At 64.1% G+C, this 16,800-nt stretch carries 15 protein-coding genes; 14 read left to right on the top strand and 1 reads right to left on the bottom strand.

Annotated features, from left to right (window positions below; translation table 11 throughout):
* The 7 genes from paaC to paaK all read left to right on the top strand — a co-directional run.
* Nucleotides 1–532, top strand: a 532-nt coding sequence (paaC, locus tag ACLFKU_RS18155; protein ID WP_410849976.1) for a 1,2-phenylacetyl-CoA epoxidase subunit PaaC, incomplete at its 5' end; no start/stop codon positions are given.
* A 7-nt stretch (nucleotides 533–539) separates the two neighbouring features.
* Complete coding sequence (paaD, locus tag ACLFKU_RS18160; protein WP_410849977.1) at nucleotides 540–1,115, top strand: 1,2-phenylacetyl-CoA epoxidase subunit PaaD; 576 nt, start codon at nucleotides 540–542, stop codon at nucleotides 1,113–1,115.
* A 1-nt stretch (nucleotide 1,116) separates the two neighbouring features.
* A complete protein-coding gene (gene paaE, locus ACLFKU_RS18165) occupies nucleotides 1,117–2,205 on the top strand; it encodes a 1,2-phenylacetyl-CoA epoxidase subunit PaaE (protein WP_013094343.1) in 1,089 nt (362 codons plus the stop codon).
* A 44-nt stretch (nucleotides 2,206–2,249) separates the two neighbouring features.
* Nucleotides 2,250–3,944: a phenylacetic acid degradation protein PaaN gene (paaN, locus tag ACLFKU_RS18170; protein ID WP_410849978.1), complete on the top strand. Its 1,695-nt coding sequence runs from the start codon at nucleotides 2,250–2,252 to the stop codon at nucleotides 3,942–3,944.
* 66 nt (nucleotides 3,945–4,010) lie between these two features.
* Nucleotides 4,011–5,213 (top strand): 3-oxoadipyl-CoA thiolase, encoded by a 1,203-nt coding sequence (gene pcaF / locus ACLFKU_RS18175; RefSeq protein ID WP_368587744.1) that lies wholly within the window; start codon nucleotides 4,011–4,013, stop codon nucleotides 5,211–5,213.
* Nucleotides 5,214–5,227: 14 nt separating this feature from the next.
* On the top strand, nucleotides 5,228–6,787 hold the full coding sequence (gene paaH, locus ACLFKU_RS18180; protein ID WP_410849979.1) for a 3-hydroxyacyl-CoA dehydrogenase PaaH: 1,560 nt from the start codon (nucleotides 5,228–5,230) through the stop codon (nucleotides 6,785–6,787).
* Nucleotides 6,788–6,824: 37 nt separating this feature from the next.
* Nucleotides 6,825–8,150 carry a phenylacetate--CoA ligase PaaK gene (gene paaK / locus ACLFKU_RS18185; protein WP_410849980.1) on the top strand — a complete coding sequence of 442 codons (1,326 nt, stop codon included), beginning with the start codon at nucleotides 6,825–6,827 and terminating at the stop codon, nucleotides 8,148–8,150.
* A gap of 86 nt (nucleotides 8,151–8,236) precedes the next feature.
* Here paaK and ACLFKU_RS18190 read toward each other — a convergent pair whose 3' ends face one another.
* Nucleotides 8,237–8,914 (bottom strand): TetR/AcrR family transcriptional regulator, encoded by a 678-nt coding sequence (locus ACLFKU_RS18190; RefSeq protein ID WP_410849981.1) that lies wholly within the window; start codon nucleotides 8,912–8,914, stop codon nucleotides 8,237–8,239.
* Nucleotides 8,915–9,240: 326 nt separating this feature from the next.
* On the opposite strand from ACLFKU_RS18190, the gene ACLFKU_RS18195 reads away from it, so the two are divergent.
* From ACLFKU_RS18195 to ACLFKU_RS18225, 7 genes are all read left to right on the top strand, one after another.
* Nucleotides 9,241–10,164 carry a VOC family protein gene (locus tag ACLFKU_RS18195; RefSeq protein ID WP_410849982.1) on the top strand — a complete coding sequence of 308 codons (924 nt, stop codon included), beginning with the start codon at nucleotides 9,241–9,243 and terminating at the stop codon, nucleotides 10,162–10,164.
* Nucleotides 10,165–10,217: 53 nt separating this feature from the next.
* Nucleotides 10,218–11,072: a 2-hydroxy-6-oxo-6-phenylhexa-2,4-dienoate hydrolase gene (gene bphD, locus ACLFKU_RS18200; RefSeq protein ID WP_176111910.1), complete on the top strand. Its 855-nt coding sequence runs from the start codon at nucleotides 10,218–10,220 to the stop codon at nucleotides 11,070–11,072.
* Between the two features lie 106 nt (nucleotides 11,073–11,178).
* Nucleotides 11,179–12,717 (top strand): bifunctional 3-(3-hydroxy-phenyl)propionate/3-hydroxycinnamic acid hydroxylase, encoded by a 1,539-nt coding sequence (locus ACLFKU_RS18205; RefSeq protein ID WP_410849983.1) that lies wholly within the window; start codon nucleotides 11,179–11,181, stop codon nucleotides 12,715–12,717.
* Between the two features lie 96 nt (nucleotides 12,718–12,813).
* A complete protein-coding gene (gene mhpD, locus ACLFKU_RS18210; protein ID WP_410850095.1) occupies nucleotides 12,814–13,602 on the top strand; it encodes a 2-keto-4-pentenoate hydratase in 789 nt (262 codons plus the stop codon).
* A 13-nt stretch (nucleotides 13,603–13,615) separates the two neighbouring features.
* Nucleotides 13,616–14,566: an acetaldehyde dehydrogenase (acetylating) gene (locus ACLFKU_RS18215; RefSeq protein WP_410849984.1), complete on the top strand. Its 951-nt coding sequence runs from the start codon at nucleotides 13,616–13,618 to the stop codon at nucleotides 14,564–14,566.
* A gap of 13 nt (nucleotides 14,567–14,579) precedes the next feature.
* On the top strand, nucleotides 14,580–15,596 hold the full coding sequence (gene dmpG, locus ACLFKU_RS18220) for a 4-hydroxy-2-oxovalerate aldolase (protein ID WP_410849985.1): 1,017 nt from the start codon (nucleotides 14,580–14,582) through the stop codon (nucleotides 15,594–15,596).
* Nucleotides 15,597–15,666: 70 nt separating this feature from the next.
* A complete protein-coding gene (locus ACLFKU_RS18225) occupies nucleotides 15,667–16,758 on the top strand; it encodes a porin (protein WP_368583820.1) in 1,092 nt (363 codons plus the stop codon).
* Nucleotides 16,759–16,800 lie beyond the last annotated feature (42 nt).

Genomic DNA, 16,800 nt, shown 5'->3' on the forward strand with positions numbered 1-16,800 from the left:
CGAGCTGCCGCACTACGGCCCGCTCGCCGGCACCGCGCAGGCGCAGAAGGACTACGCGGTCACGATCGTGCGCAACTTCCTGTATTCGACGCTGATGAGGCATCTGTGGGGCGCGCTGACGGGCTCCGCCGACGAACAGCTCGCCGCGATCGCCGCGAAGTCGATCAAGGAAACGCAGTACCACGTGCATCACGCGGGCGAGTGGCTGATCCGCTTCGGCGACGGCACCGACGAATCGCACCGCCGCGCGCAGGCCGCGCTCGACTACCTGATGCCGTACACGTACGAGTTCTTCAGCGCGGACGCGGTGGAAGACGCGATCGCCGCGGCGGGCATCGGCCCGCGCACCTCGGCGCTGGAAGCCGCATGGCTCGACGACGTGCGCGCCACGCTCGACGCCGCCACGCTGACGCTGCCCGCGGCGCTGCGGCACGTGAGCACCGGCAAGCACGGCGAGCATTCGGAGCATATGGGCTTCGTGCTCGCCGAGATGCAGAGCCTTGCGCGCCAGCATCCGGGCGCGAGCTGGTGAGCCCGCGATGACGACCTCGACCGCCCCGCAGCCCGTGAACACCCCCGCCACGACCGCCGCCACCGATCCCGCGCTCACCCGCGCGTGGAGCGTGCTCGAAGCGGTACCGGACCCGGAGATCCCGGTGGTCTCGATCCGCGAGCTCGGCATCCTGCGCGACGTGCGACGCGCGGCGGACGGCGCGCTCGAAGTCGTGATCACGCCGACCTACTCGGGCTGCCCGGCGATGTCGCAGATTGCCGGGGACATCGGCCGTGCGCTCGAGGCCGCGCAACTGACGCCGTACCGCGTGGCCACCGTGCTCGCACCGGCGTGGACCACCGACTGGATCACCGCCGAAGCGCGCGAAAAACTGCGCGTCTACGGCATCGCGCCGCCCACCGGCAACTGCGGTTCAGCCGCGACGTCTGCGCCACAGGAAAAAGTGCTGCGCTTCGTGCCACGCGCGCTGCCCGCACCGGCCTGCCCGCGCTGCGGCTCGGCACACACCGAGCGACTCGCGCAGTTCGGCTCGACCGCCTGCAAGGCGCTGTATCGCTGCCTCGACTGCCGCGAACCCTTCGACTACTTCAAACCGTACTGATATGGCCACCCCGCAATTCCATCCGCTGCGTATCCGCGAAGTACGTCCCGAAACCGCCGATGCGGTGTCGGTCGCCTTCGAAGTCCCGCCCGAACTGCGCGACCAGTATCGCTTCACGCAGGGCCAGTTCGTCACGCTGAAGACGCATATCGACGGTGAGGAAACGCGCCGCTCGTATTCGATCTGCGTGGGTGTCACCGACTACGACCGCGACGGCGAGTTGCGCATCGGCATCAAGCGCGTGCGCGGCGGGCGTTTCTCGAACTTCGCGTTCGACACGCTGCAGCCCGGCCACACGATCGACGTGATGACCCCGGACGGGCGCTTCTTCACGCACCTGAACGCCGAACAGGGCCAGCAGTACCTCGCGTTCTCGGGCGGCTCGGGCATCACGCCGGTGCTCGCGATCATCAAGACGACGCTCGAAGTCGAGCCGCGCAGCACGTTCACGCTGGTGTACGGCAACCGCAGCGTCGACCAGATCATGTTCGCCGAGGAGCTCGAGGATCTGAAGAACCGCTTCATGAACCGCTTCGTGCTGTATCACGTGCTGTCGGACGACCTGCAGGACGTCGAGCTGTTCAACGGCGTGCTCGACCAGCAGAAGTGCGCAGCGTTCCTCGAACAGCTGCTGCCGGCCGACGCGATCGACGAGGCCTTCATCTGCGGCCCCGCGCCGATGATGGATGCGGCCGAGGCGGCGCTCAAGGCTGCCGGCGTGCCACCCGCGAAGGTGCACGTCGAGCGCTTCGGCACGCCGCTGCCGCAGGCGGGTGTGCCGCCCGTCGAGATCACCGCGGACACGCCCGCGGCCGACCTCGAGATCGTGCTCGACGGCAAGCGGCGCAAACTGCGCCTGCCGTACCAGGGCGTAAGCGTGCTCGACGTCGGGCTGCGCGCCGGTCTCGCGCTGCCGTATGCGTGCAAGGGCGGTGTGTGCTGCACGTGTCGCGCGAAGGTGCTCGAGGGCGAAGTGAAGATGGAAAAGAACTACACGCTCGAAGAACACGAGGTCCGCGACGGGTTCGTGCTGACGTGTCAGTGTCATCCGGTGAGCGACAAGGTCGTCGTCAGTTACGACGAACGATAAGCGCAAGCGCGTGACACCCCTGTTTTCGATCAGAGTTCCATCTCATGTCTCATTCACTTTTCAGTAAGCACCAGAAGATTCTCAACGAAGCGGTGGCCGCGATCCACACTCGCGGCTACTGGAGTCCGTTCAGCGAAATGCCGAGTCCCAGGGCATACGGCGAAACCGCGGCGGCCGACGGCGAAGCCGCCTTCAGACGTCATCTCGGTCAGCACTTCGAACTCGACCAGCCGAGCAACAACGGCACGGCCGGCAAGGAAAAATCGCCGTTTGGCTTGCAGTTGAACGTGCGGTATCCGAAGCCCGACGCCGACACCCTGTTCGCCGCTGTCGAAACGGCACAAGCCGAATGGCGAAAGGCAGAACCGAAGGCGTGGATCGGGGTCAGCCTCGAGATCCTCGCGCGACTCAACAAGGCAAGCTTCGAGATCGCGCACAGCGTGATGCATACCACCGGGCAGGCGTTCATGATGGCCTTCCAGGCGGGTGGGCCGCATGCGCAGGACCGCGCGCTGGAAGCGATCGCCTACGCGTGGAACGAACTGCGCCGTATTCCCGATGAAGCGTACTGGGAGAAGCCGCAAGGCAAGAACCCGCCGCTGATGATGGCAAAGCACTATACGGTCGTGCCGCGCGGCATCGGCCTCGTGATCGGCTGCTGCACCTTTCCGACGTGGAATAGCTACCCGGGGCTGTTCGCCAGTCTCGCCACCGGCAACGCCGTGGTCGTCAAGCCTCATCCCGCTGCGATCCTGCCGCTTGCGATCACGGTCCGGATAGCACGCGAAGTGCTCGCCGAAGCCGGCTTCGATCCGAACGTCGTCACGCTCTTCGCCACCGACCCCGACGATGGACTGACCGTTCAGGCGCTGGCTACCCGTCCGGAAGTTCGTCTGATCGACTTTACCGGCAGTTCGGCCAACGGCTATTGGCTCGAACATCATGCGCGGCAAGCCTCCGTCTATACGGAAAAGGCCGGGGTCAACCAGATCATCATCGATTCGGTGGACGACATCGGGCCCGCCGTTCGCAACATCGCGTTCTCGCTCGCGCTGTACTCGGGGCAGATGTGCACCGCGCCCCAGAACATCTACGTGCCGCGCGACGGCATCAAGACGGCGCACGGCGTCATGTCGTTCGACGCCGTTGCGGCAGCGCTCGTCGAGTCGGTCAACAAGCTGACAGCGGATGCCGCCAAGGCAGTCGAAGTGACCGGAGCGATCCAGAACGCCGGTGTGCTGACGCGCATCGAGCGCGCGCGCAAAGTCGGCACCTTGCTGCTCGACAGCCGCACCCTCGCCCACTCCGAGTGGCCGGATGCCGAAGTGCGCACGCCGCTGCTTGCGCGCCTGGACGCCCGCAAAGACGAAGCCACGTTCGCGGCGGAATGGTTCGGCCCGATAGCGTTCGTCGTCGCGACGGACTCGACCGCCCAGTCGGTCGAACTCGCGGGCCGGATTGCCAGGACCCGCGGCGCACTGACATTGTCGGTCTACAGCACCAGTGAAGAAGTGGTCGACGCCACCTACGAGGCGGCACTGCGCGGTGGCGTTGCGCTTTCCGTGAATCTGACGGGCGGCGTGTTCGTGAACCAGTCCGCGGCCTTCTCCGATTTTCATGGCACCGGCGGCAATCCGGCTGCCAACGCATCACTCACCGACGCGGCTTTCGTCGCCAACCGGTTCCGCGTGGTCCAGGTCCGGCGCCACGTGCCGCCGAGCGAACCCGCCCATGTCTGATCGCACCGCGCAACCCTGTTGCGGATGCAAAGCCTGAATCGTTCAATATCTCTACCGGAAAACACCATGACCGAAGCCTTTATCTGTGATGCCATTCGCACTCCGTTCGGACGTTATGCAGGCGTACTGAAGGACGTTCGCGCGGACGACCTCGGCGCCGTGCCGATTCACGCGCTGATGCAGCGCAATCCGTCGGTGGACTGGCAGCAGGTCGCCGACGTCCTCTACGGATGCGCGAACCAGGCCGGCGAGGACAATCGCAACGTCGCACGCATGTCCGCCTTGCTCGCGGGCTTGCCGATCGACGTCCCCGGCTCCACGATCAACCGCCTGTGCGGCTCGGGGATGGACGCGGTGGGCAGCGCCGCGCGCGCGATCCGCGCGGGCGATGGCGATCTTTACATTGCGGGCGGCGTCGAAAGCATGACGCGCGCACCTTTCGTGGTCGGCAAGTCGGCGACGGCGTTCTCGCGCTCGGCCGAAATCCATGACACGACGATCGGCTGGCGCTTCGTCAATTCGCTGATGCGCAGCCAGTACGGCGTCGACTCGATGCCCGAAACCGCGGAGAACGTGGCCGACGACTTCGGCGTGGACCGCGACTCGCAAGACCGCTTTGCGCTGCTCAGCCAGCAACGCGCTGCACGCGCTCAGGCCGACGGCACGCTGGCTCAGGAAATCACCGCAGTGCGCATTCCCCAAAAGAAGGGCGAGCCCCTCGTGGTCGATCGCGACGAACATCCGCGTGAGACGTCGCTCGAGGCGCTGGCAAAACTCAAAGGCGTGGTGCGCCCCAACGGAACGGTGACGGCGGGGAACGCTTCGGGTGTCAACGACGGCGCTTGCGCGCTGCTCATCGCAGGTGAAGAGGCAGCGAAGCGCAATCATCTGACGCCGCGCGCCCGCATCCTCGGTATGGCTACGGCGGGCGTCGAGCCGCGCATCATGGGCATCGGACCCGCACCGGCAACCGAGAAGCTGCTTGCGCGCCTCGGCATGACGCTCGACCAGTTCGACGTGATCGAACTGAACGAAGCGTTCGCGTCGCAGGGTATCGCGGTGCTGCGCCGGCTCGGCGTCGCGCAAGACGATCCCCGCGTCAATCCGAACGGCGGTGCGATCGCGTTGGGCCATCCGCTCGGCGCTTCGGGTGCCCGGCTGGTCACCACGGCGACCTACGAACTCGAACGCCGCAATGCACGCTTCGCGCTTTGCACGATGTGCATCGGCGTTGGCCAGGGCATCGCGATTGCAATCGAGCGCGTTTGAGCGGAGCCACTAGCATGTCGAACGCATTGAAGACTTCCACGATCGTCGGCATCGTCGGCGCGGGCGCGATGGGTGCGGGCATCGCCCAGGTGGCCGCGCTCGCCGGACACCGGGTCGCGCTGTTCGATCTCGATGCCGCTACGGTCGCCAAGGCCATTAAGGGCATCGCCGCGAATCTCGCGAGGCTCGTCGACAAGGGCCGCCTCGACGCGACAGCTGCCGCTCAAGCGAACGGAAGGCTGTTTGCGGTCGATCAGCTCGCCGCGATGCGCGATGCGGGGCTCGTCATCGAGGCCGTCGCCGAACGGCTGGAAGTGAAGCGCAAGATTTTTGCCGAGCTCGAAGAGCACGTGGACGACGCCTGCATTCTCGCGACCAACACTTCGTCGATTTCGGTCACGGCGATTGGTGCGACGCTGAAGATCGCTTCGCGCCTCGTGGGCATGCACTTCTTCAATCCCGCGCCCGTGATGGCGCTGGTCGAAGTGGTCAGTGGCCTCGCCACATCGGCGGACGTCGCGAGCTGCGTGTACGAGACGGCCGCCGCGTGGGGCAAGACACCTGTCTACGCGCGCTCGACGCCCGGCTTCATCGTGAACCGCGTGGCCCGTCCGTTTTACGCCGAAGGTCTGCGGCTTCTGAACGAGCAGGCAGCGAGTGCGGAGTCGATCGATGAGGTGATCCGCGAGGCAGGCGGCTTCCGGATGGGACCGTTCGAACTGATGGACTTGATCGGACACGACGTCAATTTCGCGGTCACCGAATCGGTGTTTCGCGCGTATTTCAACGATCCGCGCTTCACGCCATCGTTGATCCAGCAGGAACTGGTCAACGCGGGTTTTCTGGGCCGCAAATCGGGACGTGGCTTCTACGAATATGGTCCGAACGCGACCCGCCCGAGCCCGCGGCTCGCGCCGCCCACGGATTCTCCGCGGATCGTCAAACTGTTCCCGCAGTCCGGCGTGATCGCGCGGCTTCAACAAAGGCTGCTGGCTGCCGGGCTCGTTACAGCGACGATGCCCGAAACGGAACGCGTCGACGGTGTGGTCGCCCAGATCGACGACGCGCTGCTGCGACTGACCGACGGGCGCACCGCGACTCAATGCGCTCACGACACGAATCACGACAACGTGGTGCTCGTCGATCTCGCGCTCGACTACGCCGGCTGCAGCACGGTCGCGCTCACCCGTGCGCGGCAATGCAGCGATTCGGCCTATGCGGCTGTCGTCGGCGCGATGCAGGCGGCGGGCTACGCGGTCGTGCCGATGGCCGATGTGGCCGGCATGATCGTGATGCGGACCGTCGCGATGCTCGTGAATGAAGCGGCCGATGCAGTCAACCAGGGCGTGTGCACGGCCGCGGATCTCGACCTGGCGATGGAAAAAGGCGTCAACTATCCGTTGGGCCCGCTGCAGTGGGCGGATAACGCGGGCGTCGCTGTGTTCTCTACGGTGCTGAGCAATCTCTGCACCCATTACGGTGAAGACCGGTACCGCGTTTCACCGCTACTAGCCGCACTGTCGTGGTCGCGTGCGTCATGGCACGCCCGCCCTGCCATCGACAGCGCAGCCTGACTCGAATCAACCCAATTCCAGTATTCCGGAGACTCCCATGGTCCGACGCATCCCCCAATCCGACGAACTCGAATCGATCGAACGCGCCAGCCGCGACGAGCTGCAGGCTCTGCAACTGACGCGCCTCAAATGGTCCGTCCGCCATGCCTACGACAACGTGGCGCATTACCGCAAGGCGTTCGATGCCGCTGGCGTGCATCCGGACGATCTGAAGGAACTCTCCGATCTGGCAAAGTTTCCGACCATGACGAAGAAGGACCTGCGCGATAACTATCCGTTCGGTCTCTTCGCGGTGCCGCGCGACCAGGTGGTGCGTGTGCATGCATCGAGCGGGACCACGGGCAAGCCGACGGTCGTGGGCTACACGGCACGCGACATCGATACCTGGGCCGACATCGTCGCGCGTTCGATCCGCGCTGCCGGCGGCCGTCGCGGCGACACGCTGCACAACGCGTTCGGCTATGGCCTGTTCACGGGCGGGCTGGGCATTCACTACGGCGCGGAGCGCCTCGGCTGCATGGTGGTGCCGATGTCCGGCGGCCAGACGGAAAAGCAGGTTCAGCTGATCCGTGACTTCGAACCGTCGATCATTCTCGTCACGCCGTCCTACATGCTCAATCTCATCGACGAAATGACGCGGCAAGGGATGAATCCGGCCGAATCGTCGCTGAAGGTCGGTGTCTTCGGCGGCGAGCCCTGGACCCAGGCCATGCGCAGTGAAATCGAAACGCGGGCGGGCATCGACGCGGTCGACATCTACGGCCTTTCCGAAGTGATGGGCCCCGGCGTCGCGGCGGAGTGCATCGAAAGCAAAGACGGCCCGGTGATCTGGGAAGACCACTTCTACCCGGAGATCATCGATCCCGTGACCGGCGAGGTGCTGCCGGATGGAAGCGAAGGCGAACTCGTGTTTACTTCGCTGACGAAGGAAGCCATGCCGGTCATCCGCTATCGCACGCGCGATCTGACCTCGCTGTTGCCGCCGACTTCCCGCGCGATGCGCCGGCTCGCGAAGATCACCGGACGCTCGGACGACATGCTGATCATTCGAGGCGTCAACGTGTTCCCGAGCCAGATCGAAGAGCTGATTCTCGCGATGCCCAAGCTGAGCGCGCAATATCAATTGACGGTCAAACGCGATGGGCATCTGGATTCTCTGGCGGTATGCGTCGAAGCGCGGCCGGAAGTCGGCGAGTCGTTGAGCGACCACGATCGCACAGCGCTCGCGCGCGAACTGCAGCATCGCATCAAGACGATGGTCGGCGTGTCGACGACGGTCTCGGTCGCGCTTGCCGGACACATTCCAATGACCGGTACCGGCAAAGCGAAACGCGTCGTCGATCTGCGGGGCGCGAACCTGTAAGCATCGATGATGGGCGCTGCGCGCGGGGTCCGCGCAACGCCGCTCCACGCGTTCAACGTCCCGTACACCAACGCCCCGAGGCCGAGTCAGCCAGCGATGCCGCCTTTTTGCACCGCTTTGCTTTTCGGCCGTTTCTCCGCCAGCCTGCCAGAGGCCTTCGCCGGTTTAGCCTCGCGCTTGCGCCCCGCTGCCCGTGTCGCTTCCCGGAACGACGCGGCACGCGCTTCGCCTAGCGCAATCAGCGCATCGGTGAGTTGCGTCATGTGTGTTTCCATCGATCTGTTGTCGCCAGATTGAAAGGAGACGAAAGCGCCGTCGAAACCGAGCATGCCGAAATACGCCAGTTCATCGGCGACCGCTGACGCGGCGGCATCGCCTTCAGCGCTGAACGCGCTGCGGATCATTTCCCGCATATAGTCGCGGCCTTCGTTGCGTACCTCGACCACCGTCTGAATCGCCTCCGGCTCCGCGGCCTCGTTGCTCATCACCATGACGACCAACAGGCGCAGGAAGTTCTCGCGGTGCTGAAACACCTCCCCCGTCTTCTTCAGATACCAGCCCAGACGCTCGCGCGACGTGCCGCCTTCGGGCGGATTCTGGTGAGCTTCGCGCATCGCGGCGAAGAAGCCCCGCGCGCCTTGGGCCATCACCTCCGCCAACAGCCCGGCCTTGGAGCCGAAATGATGATAAATCGCGCTCTTCGGGATTCCGGTTGCTTCGACCAGCGCCGACATCGACGTGCCGGTGTAGCCATAGGCCGACATCACGCGGGCAGCCGCGTCGAGAATTTCCTGGCGCGATCGCTGGCCGCGTCGATTGCCAATTTGCTGTGTGTTTTCCATCCCAAAAGTATACCGCTTCGCCCCCTTTTCTCCCGTATTGGACCGATCGGTTCATTACTGGTTTGCCCTGGCTGTCTGCGATTGGACCGATCGGTACACTAATTCCAACTGTGGGAATGAGCCAGACCATCGTCCGGATTGGGCGTTGCTCCTCATCGCCCGATCGAGACACGGGCACGCACCGCAGAGTGCTTCGCAACATTTCCGGGCCAATGGCCCGTCATCAGAACTTGAACATAGGGAGAGCTATGCACAGCGTGTCGACACTGGGGTATATGGTCCTTGGCGTAAGCGACCTGGCAGCATGGGAGGGGTTCGCCGTCAACGTACTGGGTTTGCAGGTGGGTAGGCGCGTCGCCGGCGAATCGCTCGGCCTGCGTATGGATGATTACGAGCAGCGCTTCCTGTTGGTCAAGAGCGAGCTCGACGACTTCCTCGCCGCCGGCTGGGAATTCGAAACTGATGCGCAGCTCGATGCGTTCGTCGATCAGGCGCGTGCCCGCGGAGCCGGAATCGTCGAGGCGGATCGCGAAATCGCCGAACAGCGCCGCGTAGCCCGCCTGTTCGTATGCCACGATCCCGACGGCATCAGCCACGAGTTCTATAGCTGCGCGTACCGCGCTCACACACGCGACGCGTTCCGCTCCTCGGTACTGCGCGGAGCATTCAGCACCGGACGCCTGGGTGCTGGCCACTTCGTAACCGTACCGAAGCAGAGTGCGCGCGCCAAGGCGTTTTGCCAGGACGTGCTCGGACTGAAGCTCAGCGACTCCATCACCGGTGAAGCCGCGCCGGGCGTGAACCTCGACGTGACGTTCTTTCACGCTCGCAGCGGACGTCATCACTCGATGGCGGTCGCGGACGTTCCGTTCCCGGTCCCCAAACGTATCCACCACATCATGGTCGAGTGCACCGACGCGAACGACGTCGGCCTCGCCTACGACCGCTGCAAGCAGGCCGGCGTGCCGATCCTGATGGAACTGGGCCATCACCCCAACGACCAGATGTTCTCGTTCTACATGATCTCGCCGTCCGGTTTCGCGATCGAATTCGGCGCGGGCGGCATCGTGGTGGACGACGACACATGGGAAATCAAGCGCTACTCCGAACTCAGCGACTGGGGACACAAACTGAATCCGCCGCCCGGCGCGCCCGCCCCCAACGCGCATTGAATCCCGACTCATCACCTAGCTTGACTGCAAGACCAAATTCCTGGAGCCACAGTATGACCTTGACCGAAGCCAGCACCAGCAAGTTCGTGACGATCAACGAACCTGGTCTCGAGAACTTCACCATCCATTTCAACGACGCCGGCCACGGCCCGGCCGTCGCCATGCTGCACGGCGGCGGGCCCGGCGCGAGCGGCTGGAGCAACTACTACCGCAATGTCGACGCGCTGGTGAACGCGGGGTTTCGAGTGCTGCTCATCGACAGCCCCGGCTTCAACAAATCAGGCGAGATCGTCAGCGACGTGCCGCGCAACCTGCTGAACGCGCGCGCGACCAAAGGGGTGCTCGACGCGCTCGGCATCGCCAACGTGCATCTCGTCGGCAACTCGATGGGCGGTGCCTCGGCATTGAGCTTCGCGCTGGAGTATCCGGAACGCCTCGATCGCATGGTGTTGATGGGACCGGGCGCTCAGGGTCCGAGCATCCTCCAGCCTCAGCCGGGCGAAGGCATCAAACGCATGTTCAAGCTCTATGCGGAACCCACCTATGAGAACTTCGAGGCCATGCTCGAAGTGTTCGTGTACTGGCCTGGCGCAATCACCGAGGAGTTGCGCCGCGGACGCTGGAACAACATCGAGTCGAACCTGAATCACCTGAAGAACTTCATTGCGAGTTCGAAGCTTTGCCCCGTGACGACATGGGACCTGTCCGCACGCTTTCCGCAAATCGCTCACAAGACGCTGATCACGTGGGGCCGCGACGACCGCTTCGTGCCTCTCGATCACGGCCTACGCATGATCAATACCTTGCAGGATGCGCGACTCCATATCCTGCCGCAGTGCGGCCACTGGGCTCAGTGGGAACACGCCGACGAATTCAACCGCCTCGTCATCGACTTCCTGAATAACTAAAAAGCGGGCGACGGACGGCGGTCGCCGTCATCGCGGGCCCTTGTGCTGCGAACACGCGCATCCCGCTGCCACCGTGAACATCCAGAATATCTAGTGGAGACAAGATATGACCAATGAGTACGACGCCGAGGTTGCCATCGTCGGCTATGGACCGACCGGCGTGATCGCCGCGCTGACCCTCGCGAAACACGGCATTTCCACCATCGCGTTCGAGCAACACAAAGACATTTACCAGCGTGCGCGCGCCGTCACCGTCAACGACTGGACGATGCGCATCTTCCAGAACCTCGGCGTCGACGAACCGGTGCTGAAGCAGATCGATCCACAACGCGCGCTGCGCTGGATGCGCTATGACGGCACCGAGATCTTGCGTATCGAGCACCCGCCTTCGACGCTCGGCATCAAGCCGCGCTTTTTCAACATCTATCAGCCGACGATGGAGTCGACGCTGCGCGAATGCGCGGCGAAGCACGCCGAGTACATCGACGTCCACTACGGCTTCGAAGTCGTATCGCTGGAGCAGGATGAAACCGGCGTCACGGTAACCGCAAAGGACCTCTCGACGGGCGAAACGAAACAGACCCGCGTGCGCTACGTGATCGGCTGCGACGGCGGCAGCAGCGCCATGCGCGGCAAGCTCGGCGTCAAGCTGCTCGGCGATACGCTCGACGTGCAGTGGATCGTGATCGACTGCCGCGTCAAGCGCTGGTGGCCGGACCGCAACCTGCTGACGTTCTGGTCCGACAAGGAACGGCCGGTGGTGGACATCGCGCTGTCTGGCGGCAACCATCGCTGGGAACTGCCGCTGAAGCCTACCGAGTCGGAAGCGGACTTCGCGACGAACGAAGAAGTCTGGCCGCTGCTGAAAGCACTCGGCGTCACCGAGGACGACGTCGAAATCCACCAGTATGCGTTCTATCGCCACCATACGCGGATGGCCGACAAGTGGCGTGTCGGGCGCGTGTTCCTCGCGGGCGACGCGGCGCATCTGATGCCGCCATGGGCTGGCGCGGGCATGCAAACCGGCATGCGCGACGCGTTCGATCTGGGCTGGAAGCTCGCTGGTGTGCTCAAGGGCATGCTGCCCGAGCAATTCCTCGACACCTACGAAACGGAACGCCGGCCCAATGCGGCGTTCTATACCGGCCTTGCCGTGCAACTCGGCCGCATCATCAAGCAGGAACTCTCCGAAGAAGAGCAGGCCGCGCTCAACGCACCGCCTCCGCCCGACGCGCCGGAGCAGCCGCTCATCGCGCCGCCGGTGCTGGAAGCCGGCTGGCTGCGCGGTCCGCTCGCCAACGACAGCATCGTGGGCCGCATGGTGCCGCAACCCGTCGTCGGCGATAACCGCGGGGTGATGGCACGGCTGGACGACCTGCTCGGCGACGGCTTCGTGCTGCTCGGCGACGACGTCGATCCCGCCACGCTGCTCTCGCCCGCTGAAAAAGCGGCGTGGGACCAGCTCGGCGCCCGCTACATCGCTTTGCGCCAGCAGGATCAGCACACCAAGGGCTGCGACGAATTCGTCGACCTCGACGGCGTACTGCGCCCATGGTTGCGCAAGTACGGTGCGCGCGCAGTCGCGCTGCGACCCGATCGTTTCGTCGCCTGCGCCGACGTCAGCGGTCTTGCGGTTCCTGCCTGACACGCCGCACTAAGTGACATCGGTCGACGAACGGGTAGGCGACGAATGCCGCCTACCCGTATCCCGACACGCCTCAACCCAGGGAGAAACATGAACATGCATGATGCCAACGTCGTCAATGCGCTGGCCTCGCGTCTGCGCAACGCTGAAGCGTCGCGCCAGACCATCTCGCCCGTACGCGGAGATATCCCCGTCGACGACATCGCTACCGCTTACGCAGTGCAGCAGGCGAACGTCGATCTGCGCGTCGCGAACGGCGAGCGCATCGTCGGCCGCAAGATCGGTCTGACGTCGCTCGCCGTGCAGAAGCAGCTTGGCGTCGATCAGCCGGACTTCGGCGCGCTGTTCGCCGGCATGGCCTACGGCGACAGTGAACCGATGCCGCTGTCGAAGCTGATCCAGCCGAAGGTCGAAGCCGAAATCGCGCTGGTGCTCGAACACGACCTCACGCACGACAAGCACACGTTCGTGGACATCCTGCGCGCCAGTGCGTACGCATTGGCCGCGATCGAGGTCGTGGACAGCCGCATCGAGAACTGGGACATCCGCTTCGTCGATACGGTGGCGGACAACGCGTCGAGCGCGCTGTTCGTGCTCGGCAGCCGGCCGGTGCCGCTGTCGCGGATCGACCTCACCGCGTGCGCGATGACGCTGTCGCGCGACGGCGAAGTGCTCTCGCGCGGCAGCGGCGCGGCGTGTCTCGGCAATCCGCTGAACGCCGCCGTGTGGCTCGCGGATCGCATGGTCCAGTTGGGCACGCCGCTGCGCGCCGGCGACGTCGTGCTGACCGGCGCGCTCGGCCCGATGGCCGCCGTCAAGGAGCCGGGCACTTACCGCGCGCAGATCGAAGGCCTCGGCAGCGTGCGTGCGACGTTTACCGCTTGAATCAGGACGCAATATGACTTCCGAAAAGCTGAAAGTCGCGATCATCGGCTCCGGCAACATCGGCACGGATCTGATGATCAAGATCATGCGCAACGGCCGGCATCTGGAGATGGCGGCGATGGTCGGCATCGATCCGAACTCCGACGGTCTCGCGCGCGCCGCGCGGCTTGGCGTCGCGACCACGCATGAAGGTGTCGAAGGTCTGACGCGTCTGCCGGTGTTCGAAGACATCGATTTCGTGTTCGACGCGACTTCGGCCGGCGCGCACGTGAAGAACGATGCGTTCCTGCGTGCTCGCAAGCCTGGCATTCGCCTGATCGACCTGACGCCGGCCGCAATCGGGCCGTACTGCGTGCCGGTCGTCAATCTCGACGCGCATATCGACGCGCCCAACGTGAACATGGTGACGTGCGGTGGTCAGGCGACCATTCCGATGGTCGCGGCCGTGTCGCGCGTCGCCAAGGTCCACTACGCGGAGATCGTCGCGTCGATCAGCAGCAAGTCGGCCGGTCCCGGCACGCGCGCGAATATCGACGAATTCACCGAGACGACCTCGAAGGCGATCGAAGTAGTCGGCGGCGCGGCGAAAGGCAAGGCGATCATCGTGCTCAATCCGGCCGAACCGCCGGTGATGATGCGCGACACCGTCTATACGCTGTCGGAGATGGCCGACCTCGACAAGCTCGAGCAGTCGATCGAGGAGATGGTCGCGAAGGTTCACGCGTACGTGCCCGGCTATCGCCTGAAGCAGAAGGTGCAGTTCGATGTAATCCCGGCGAACGCGCCGCTCAATATTCCGGGCCTCGGCATGTTCAGCGGTTTGAAGACCTCGGTGTTTCTCGAAGTGGAAGGCGCCGCGCACTACCTCCCTGCCTATGCCGGCAATCTCGACATCATGACTTCAGCCGCGCTCGCGACCGCCGAGCGCATGGCGCAGGCGCTCGTGCAGGCATCAGAGGCTTAAGGAGACTTCCCGCATGGACAAAAAACTCTATATCTCCGACGTGACGCTGCGCGACGGCAGCCACGCGATTCGTCACCAGTACTCGATCCAGAACGTGCAGGACATCGCGCGCGCATTGGACAAGGCGAAAGTCGATTCGATTGAAGTGGCGCACGGCGATGGCCTGCAAGGGTCGAGCTTCAACTACGGCTTCGGCGCGCATAGCGACCTTGAATGGATCGAAGCGGTGGCCGACGTGATCTCGCACGCGAAGATCGCGACGCTGCTGCTGCCCGGCATCGGCACGATCCACGACCTGAAGGCTGCGTACCGCGCGGGCGCACGCGTGGTGCGCGTGGCGACCCACTGCACCGAAGCGGACATTTCGAAGCAGCACATCGAATACGCACGCGAACTCGGCATGGACACCGTCGGCTTCCTGATGATGAGCCACATGACCACGCCGGAGAACCTGGCAGTCGAAGCGAAGAAGATGGAAAGCTACGGCGCGACCTGCATTTACGTGGTCGATTCGGGCGGCGCGCTGACGATGAACGACGTGCGCGACCGCTTCCGCGCGGTGAAGGCCGTGCTGAAACCCGAAACGCAAACGGGCATGCACGCGCACCACAACCTGTCGCTGGGCGTGGCGAACTCGATCGTCGCGGTGGAAGAAGGTTGCGACCGGATCGACGCCTCGCTCGCGGGAATGGGCGCGGGCGCGGGCAACGCGCCGCTCGAAGTGTTCATCGCGGCGGCGGAGCGCATGGGCTGGAATCACGGCACCGATCTCTACACGCTGATGGACGCCGCCGACGACATCGTGCGTCCGCTGCAGGACCGCCCGGTGCGTGTCGACCGCGAAACGCTCGCGCTCGGTTATGCCGGCGTGTATTCGAGCTTCCTGCGTCATTCGGAAGTGGCCGCGAACAAGTACGGCCTGAAGACCGTCGACATTCTGGTCGAACTGGGCAAGCGCCGCATGGTCGGCGGTCAGGAAGACATGATCGTCGACGTCGCACTCGACTTGAAACAGGCACGCCAGGCTTGATGCGCGCGAATGAGCCGCCTCATTGAAGCTGTCAAAAAAGATCGATCAAATACACTATCTGGAGACTGGAATGAAAAAACATTCCATTGCAATTCTTTTGGGATTTCTGCCTGCCGGATACGCGTTCGCGCAGAGCAACGTCACGCTGTACGGCCTGATAGACGGCGGCGTGTCCTATGTGACGAACCAGGGCGGGCATTCGGTCACGAAGTTTGACGACGGCATCTATACGCCGAACCTGTTCGGCTTGCAGGGCGCCGAAGATATCGGCGCCGGAAACAAGGTCATTTTCAAGCTGGAGAACCAGTTTCAGCTCGGTACGGGCGCGACGGTGCAGCCGGGCATCTTCGGGCGAAACGCTTACGTCGGTCTGGATAGTTCTACCTTCGGCAAGCTGACTTTCGGCAATGTCTTAGATTTCATGACGACGTCGCTGTCCGAGGCAGGCAATGCTCCCGCCGTGTTCACTGGCGGCTTGTACAACTTCGCGGCAGGCCCGTTCCAGAAACTGAATATTCCGCAAAACCCGACCGGCTGGTTCGACTGGAGCCGCACGAGCGGCATCCCGGCGGCCAATTCGATCAAGTATCAATCACCGGTGTTTGCGGGCTTGTCCGCTGGGGCGTTGTATTCGCTCGGCGGAGTGGCTGGTTCGTTCGGGTCGAATTCGACCATGAGCTTCGGGCTGAATTACGGTGCCGGTCCGTTCGGAGTCGGGGCCGCCTACACCAAAGCGAAATATCCCGGCTCCAGCACCGGCTCGCCGCAAATTCCGATCACGAACTGGGGTGTCGGCGCGCACTATGTAATCGGACCCGTCTACACGGTCGCGGACTTCACGACCGTGCGCAACTCGTTCAACGGCGCCGCGGCCTATGCCGCGCAAGTCGGCGCCAGTTGGCAGATTACTCCCGCATGGTCCTTCGGCGGGAACTATATGTACCTGAAGGGTAACGAGGAACTCGACAACAACCACGCGCATCAGCTCGGCGCAACGCTGAACTATTCGCTCTCCAAGCGGAGCATGGTCTATGCGGAGGGCGTTTATCAGAAGGCGAGCGCAGGTTCGCACGCTGCCATCAACGGCATCATGGGTCCCAACGGATCGTCCAGCACGGCGTCGCAGGCCATTGCACGAGTTGGCCTTCGCACCGCGTTCTGATTCTCGACTGACCTTGTAGTTTCATGCGCATCGGGGCCCGCC

It is taken from the genome of Paraburkholderia sp. EG304, assembly GCF_046543485.1.
GTDB classification, from domain to species: Bacteria; Pseudomonadota; Gammaproteobacteria; order Burkholderiales; family Burkholderiaceae; genus Paraburkholderia; species Paraburkholderia youngii.

Bases quoted from the DNA above. Each gene is read 5' to 3' on its own strand.
- dmpG (WP_410849985.1), top strand. From the start codon at position 14,580: ATGGACAAAAAACTCTATATCTCCGACGTGACGCTGCGCGACGGCAGC.
- paaN (WP_410849978.1), top strand. From the start codon at position 2,250: ATGTCTCATTCACTTTTCAGTAAGCACCAGAAGATTCTCAACGAAGCG.
- ACLFKU_RS18190 (WP_410849981.1), bottom strand. From the start codon at position 8,914: ATGTCGGCCTATGGCTACACCGGCACGTCGATGTCGGCGCTGGTCGAA.
- paaK (WP_410849980.1), top strand. From the start codon at position 6,825: ATGGTCCGACGCATCCCCCAATCCGACGAACTCGAATCGATCGAACGC.
- ACLFKU_RS18205 (WP_410849983.1), top strand. From the start codon at position 11,179: ATGACCAATGAGTACGACGCCGAGGTTGCCATCGTCGGCTATGGACCG.
- ACLFKU_RS18215 (WP_410849984.1), top strand. From the start codon at position 13,616: ATGACTTCCGAAAAGCTGAAAGTCGCGATCATCGGCTCCGGCAACATC.
- paaH (WP_410849979.1), top strand. From the start codon at position 5,228: ATGTCGAACGCATTGAAGACTTCCACGATCGTCGGCATCGTCGGCGCG.
- paaD (WP_410849977.1), top strand. From the start codon at position 540: ATGACGACCTCGACCGCCCCGCAGCCCGTGAACACCCCCGCCACGACC.
- paaE (WP_013094343.1), top strand. From the start codon at position 1,117: ATGGCCACCCCGCAATTCCATCCGCTGCGTATCCGCGAAGTACGTCCC.
- mhpD (WP_410850095.1), top strand. From the start codon at position 12,814: ATGCATGATGCCAACGTCGTCAATGCGCTGGCCTCGCGTCTGCGCAAC.
- ACLFKU_RS18225 (WP_368583820.1), top strand. From the start codon at position 15,667: ATGAAAAAACATTCCATTGCAATTCTTTTGGGATTTCTGCCTGCCGGA.
- ACLFKU_RS18195 (WP_410849982.1), top strand. From the start codon at position 9,241: ATGCACAGCGTGTCGACACTGGGGTATATGGTCCTTGGCGTAAGCGAC.
- pcaF (WP_368587744.1), top strand. From the start codon at position 4,011: ATGACCGAAGCCTTTATCTGTGATGCCATTCGCACTCCGTTCGGACGT.
- bphD (WP_176111910.1), top strand. From the start codon at position 10,218: ATGACCTTGACCGAAGCCAGCACCAGCAAGTTCGTGACGATCAACGAA.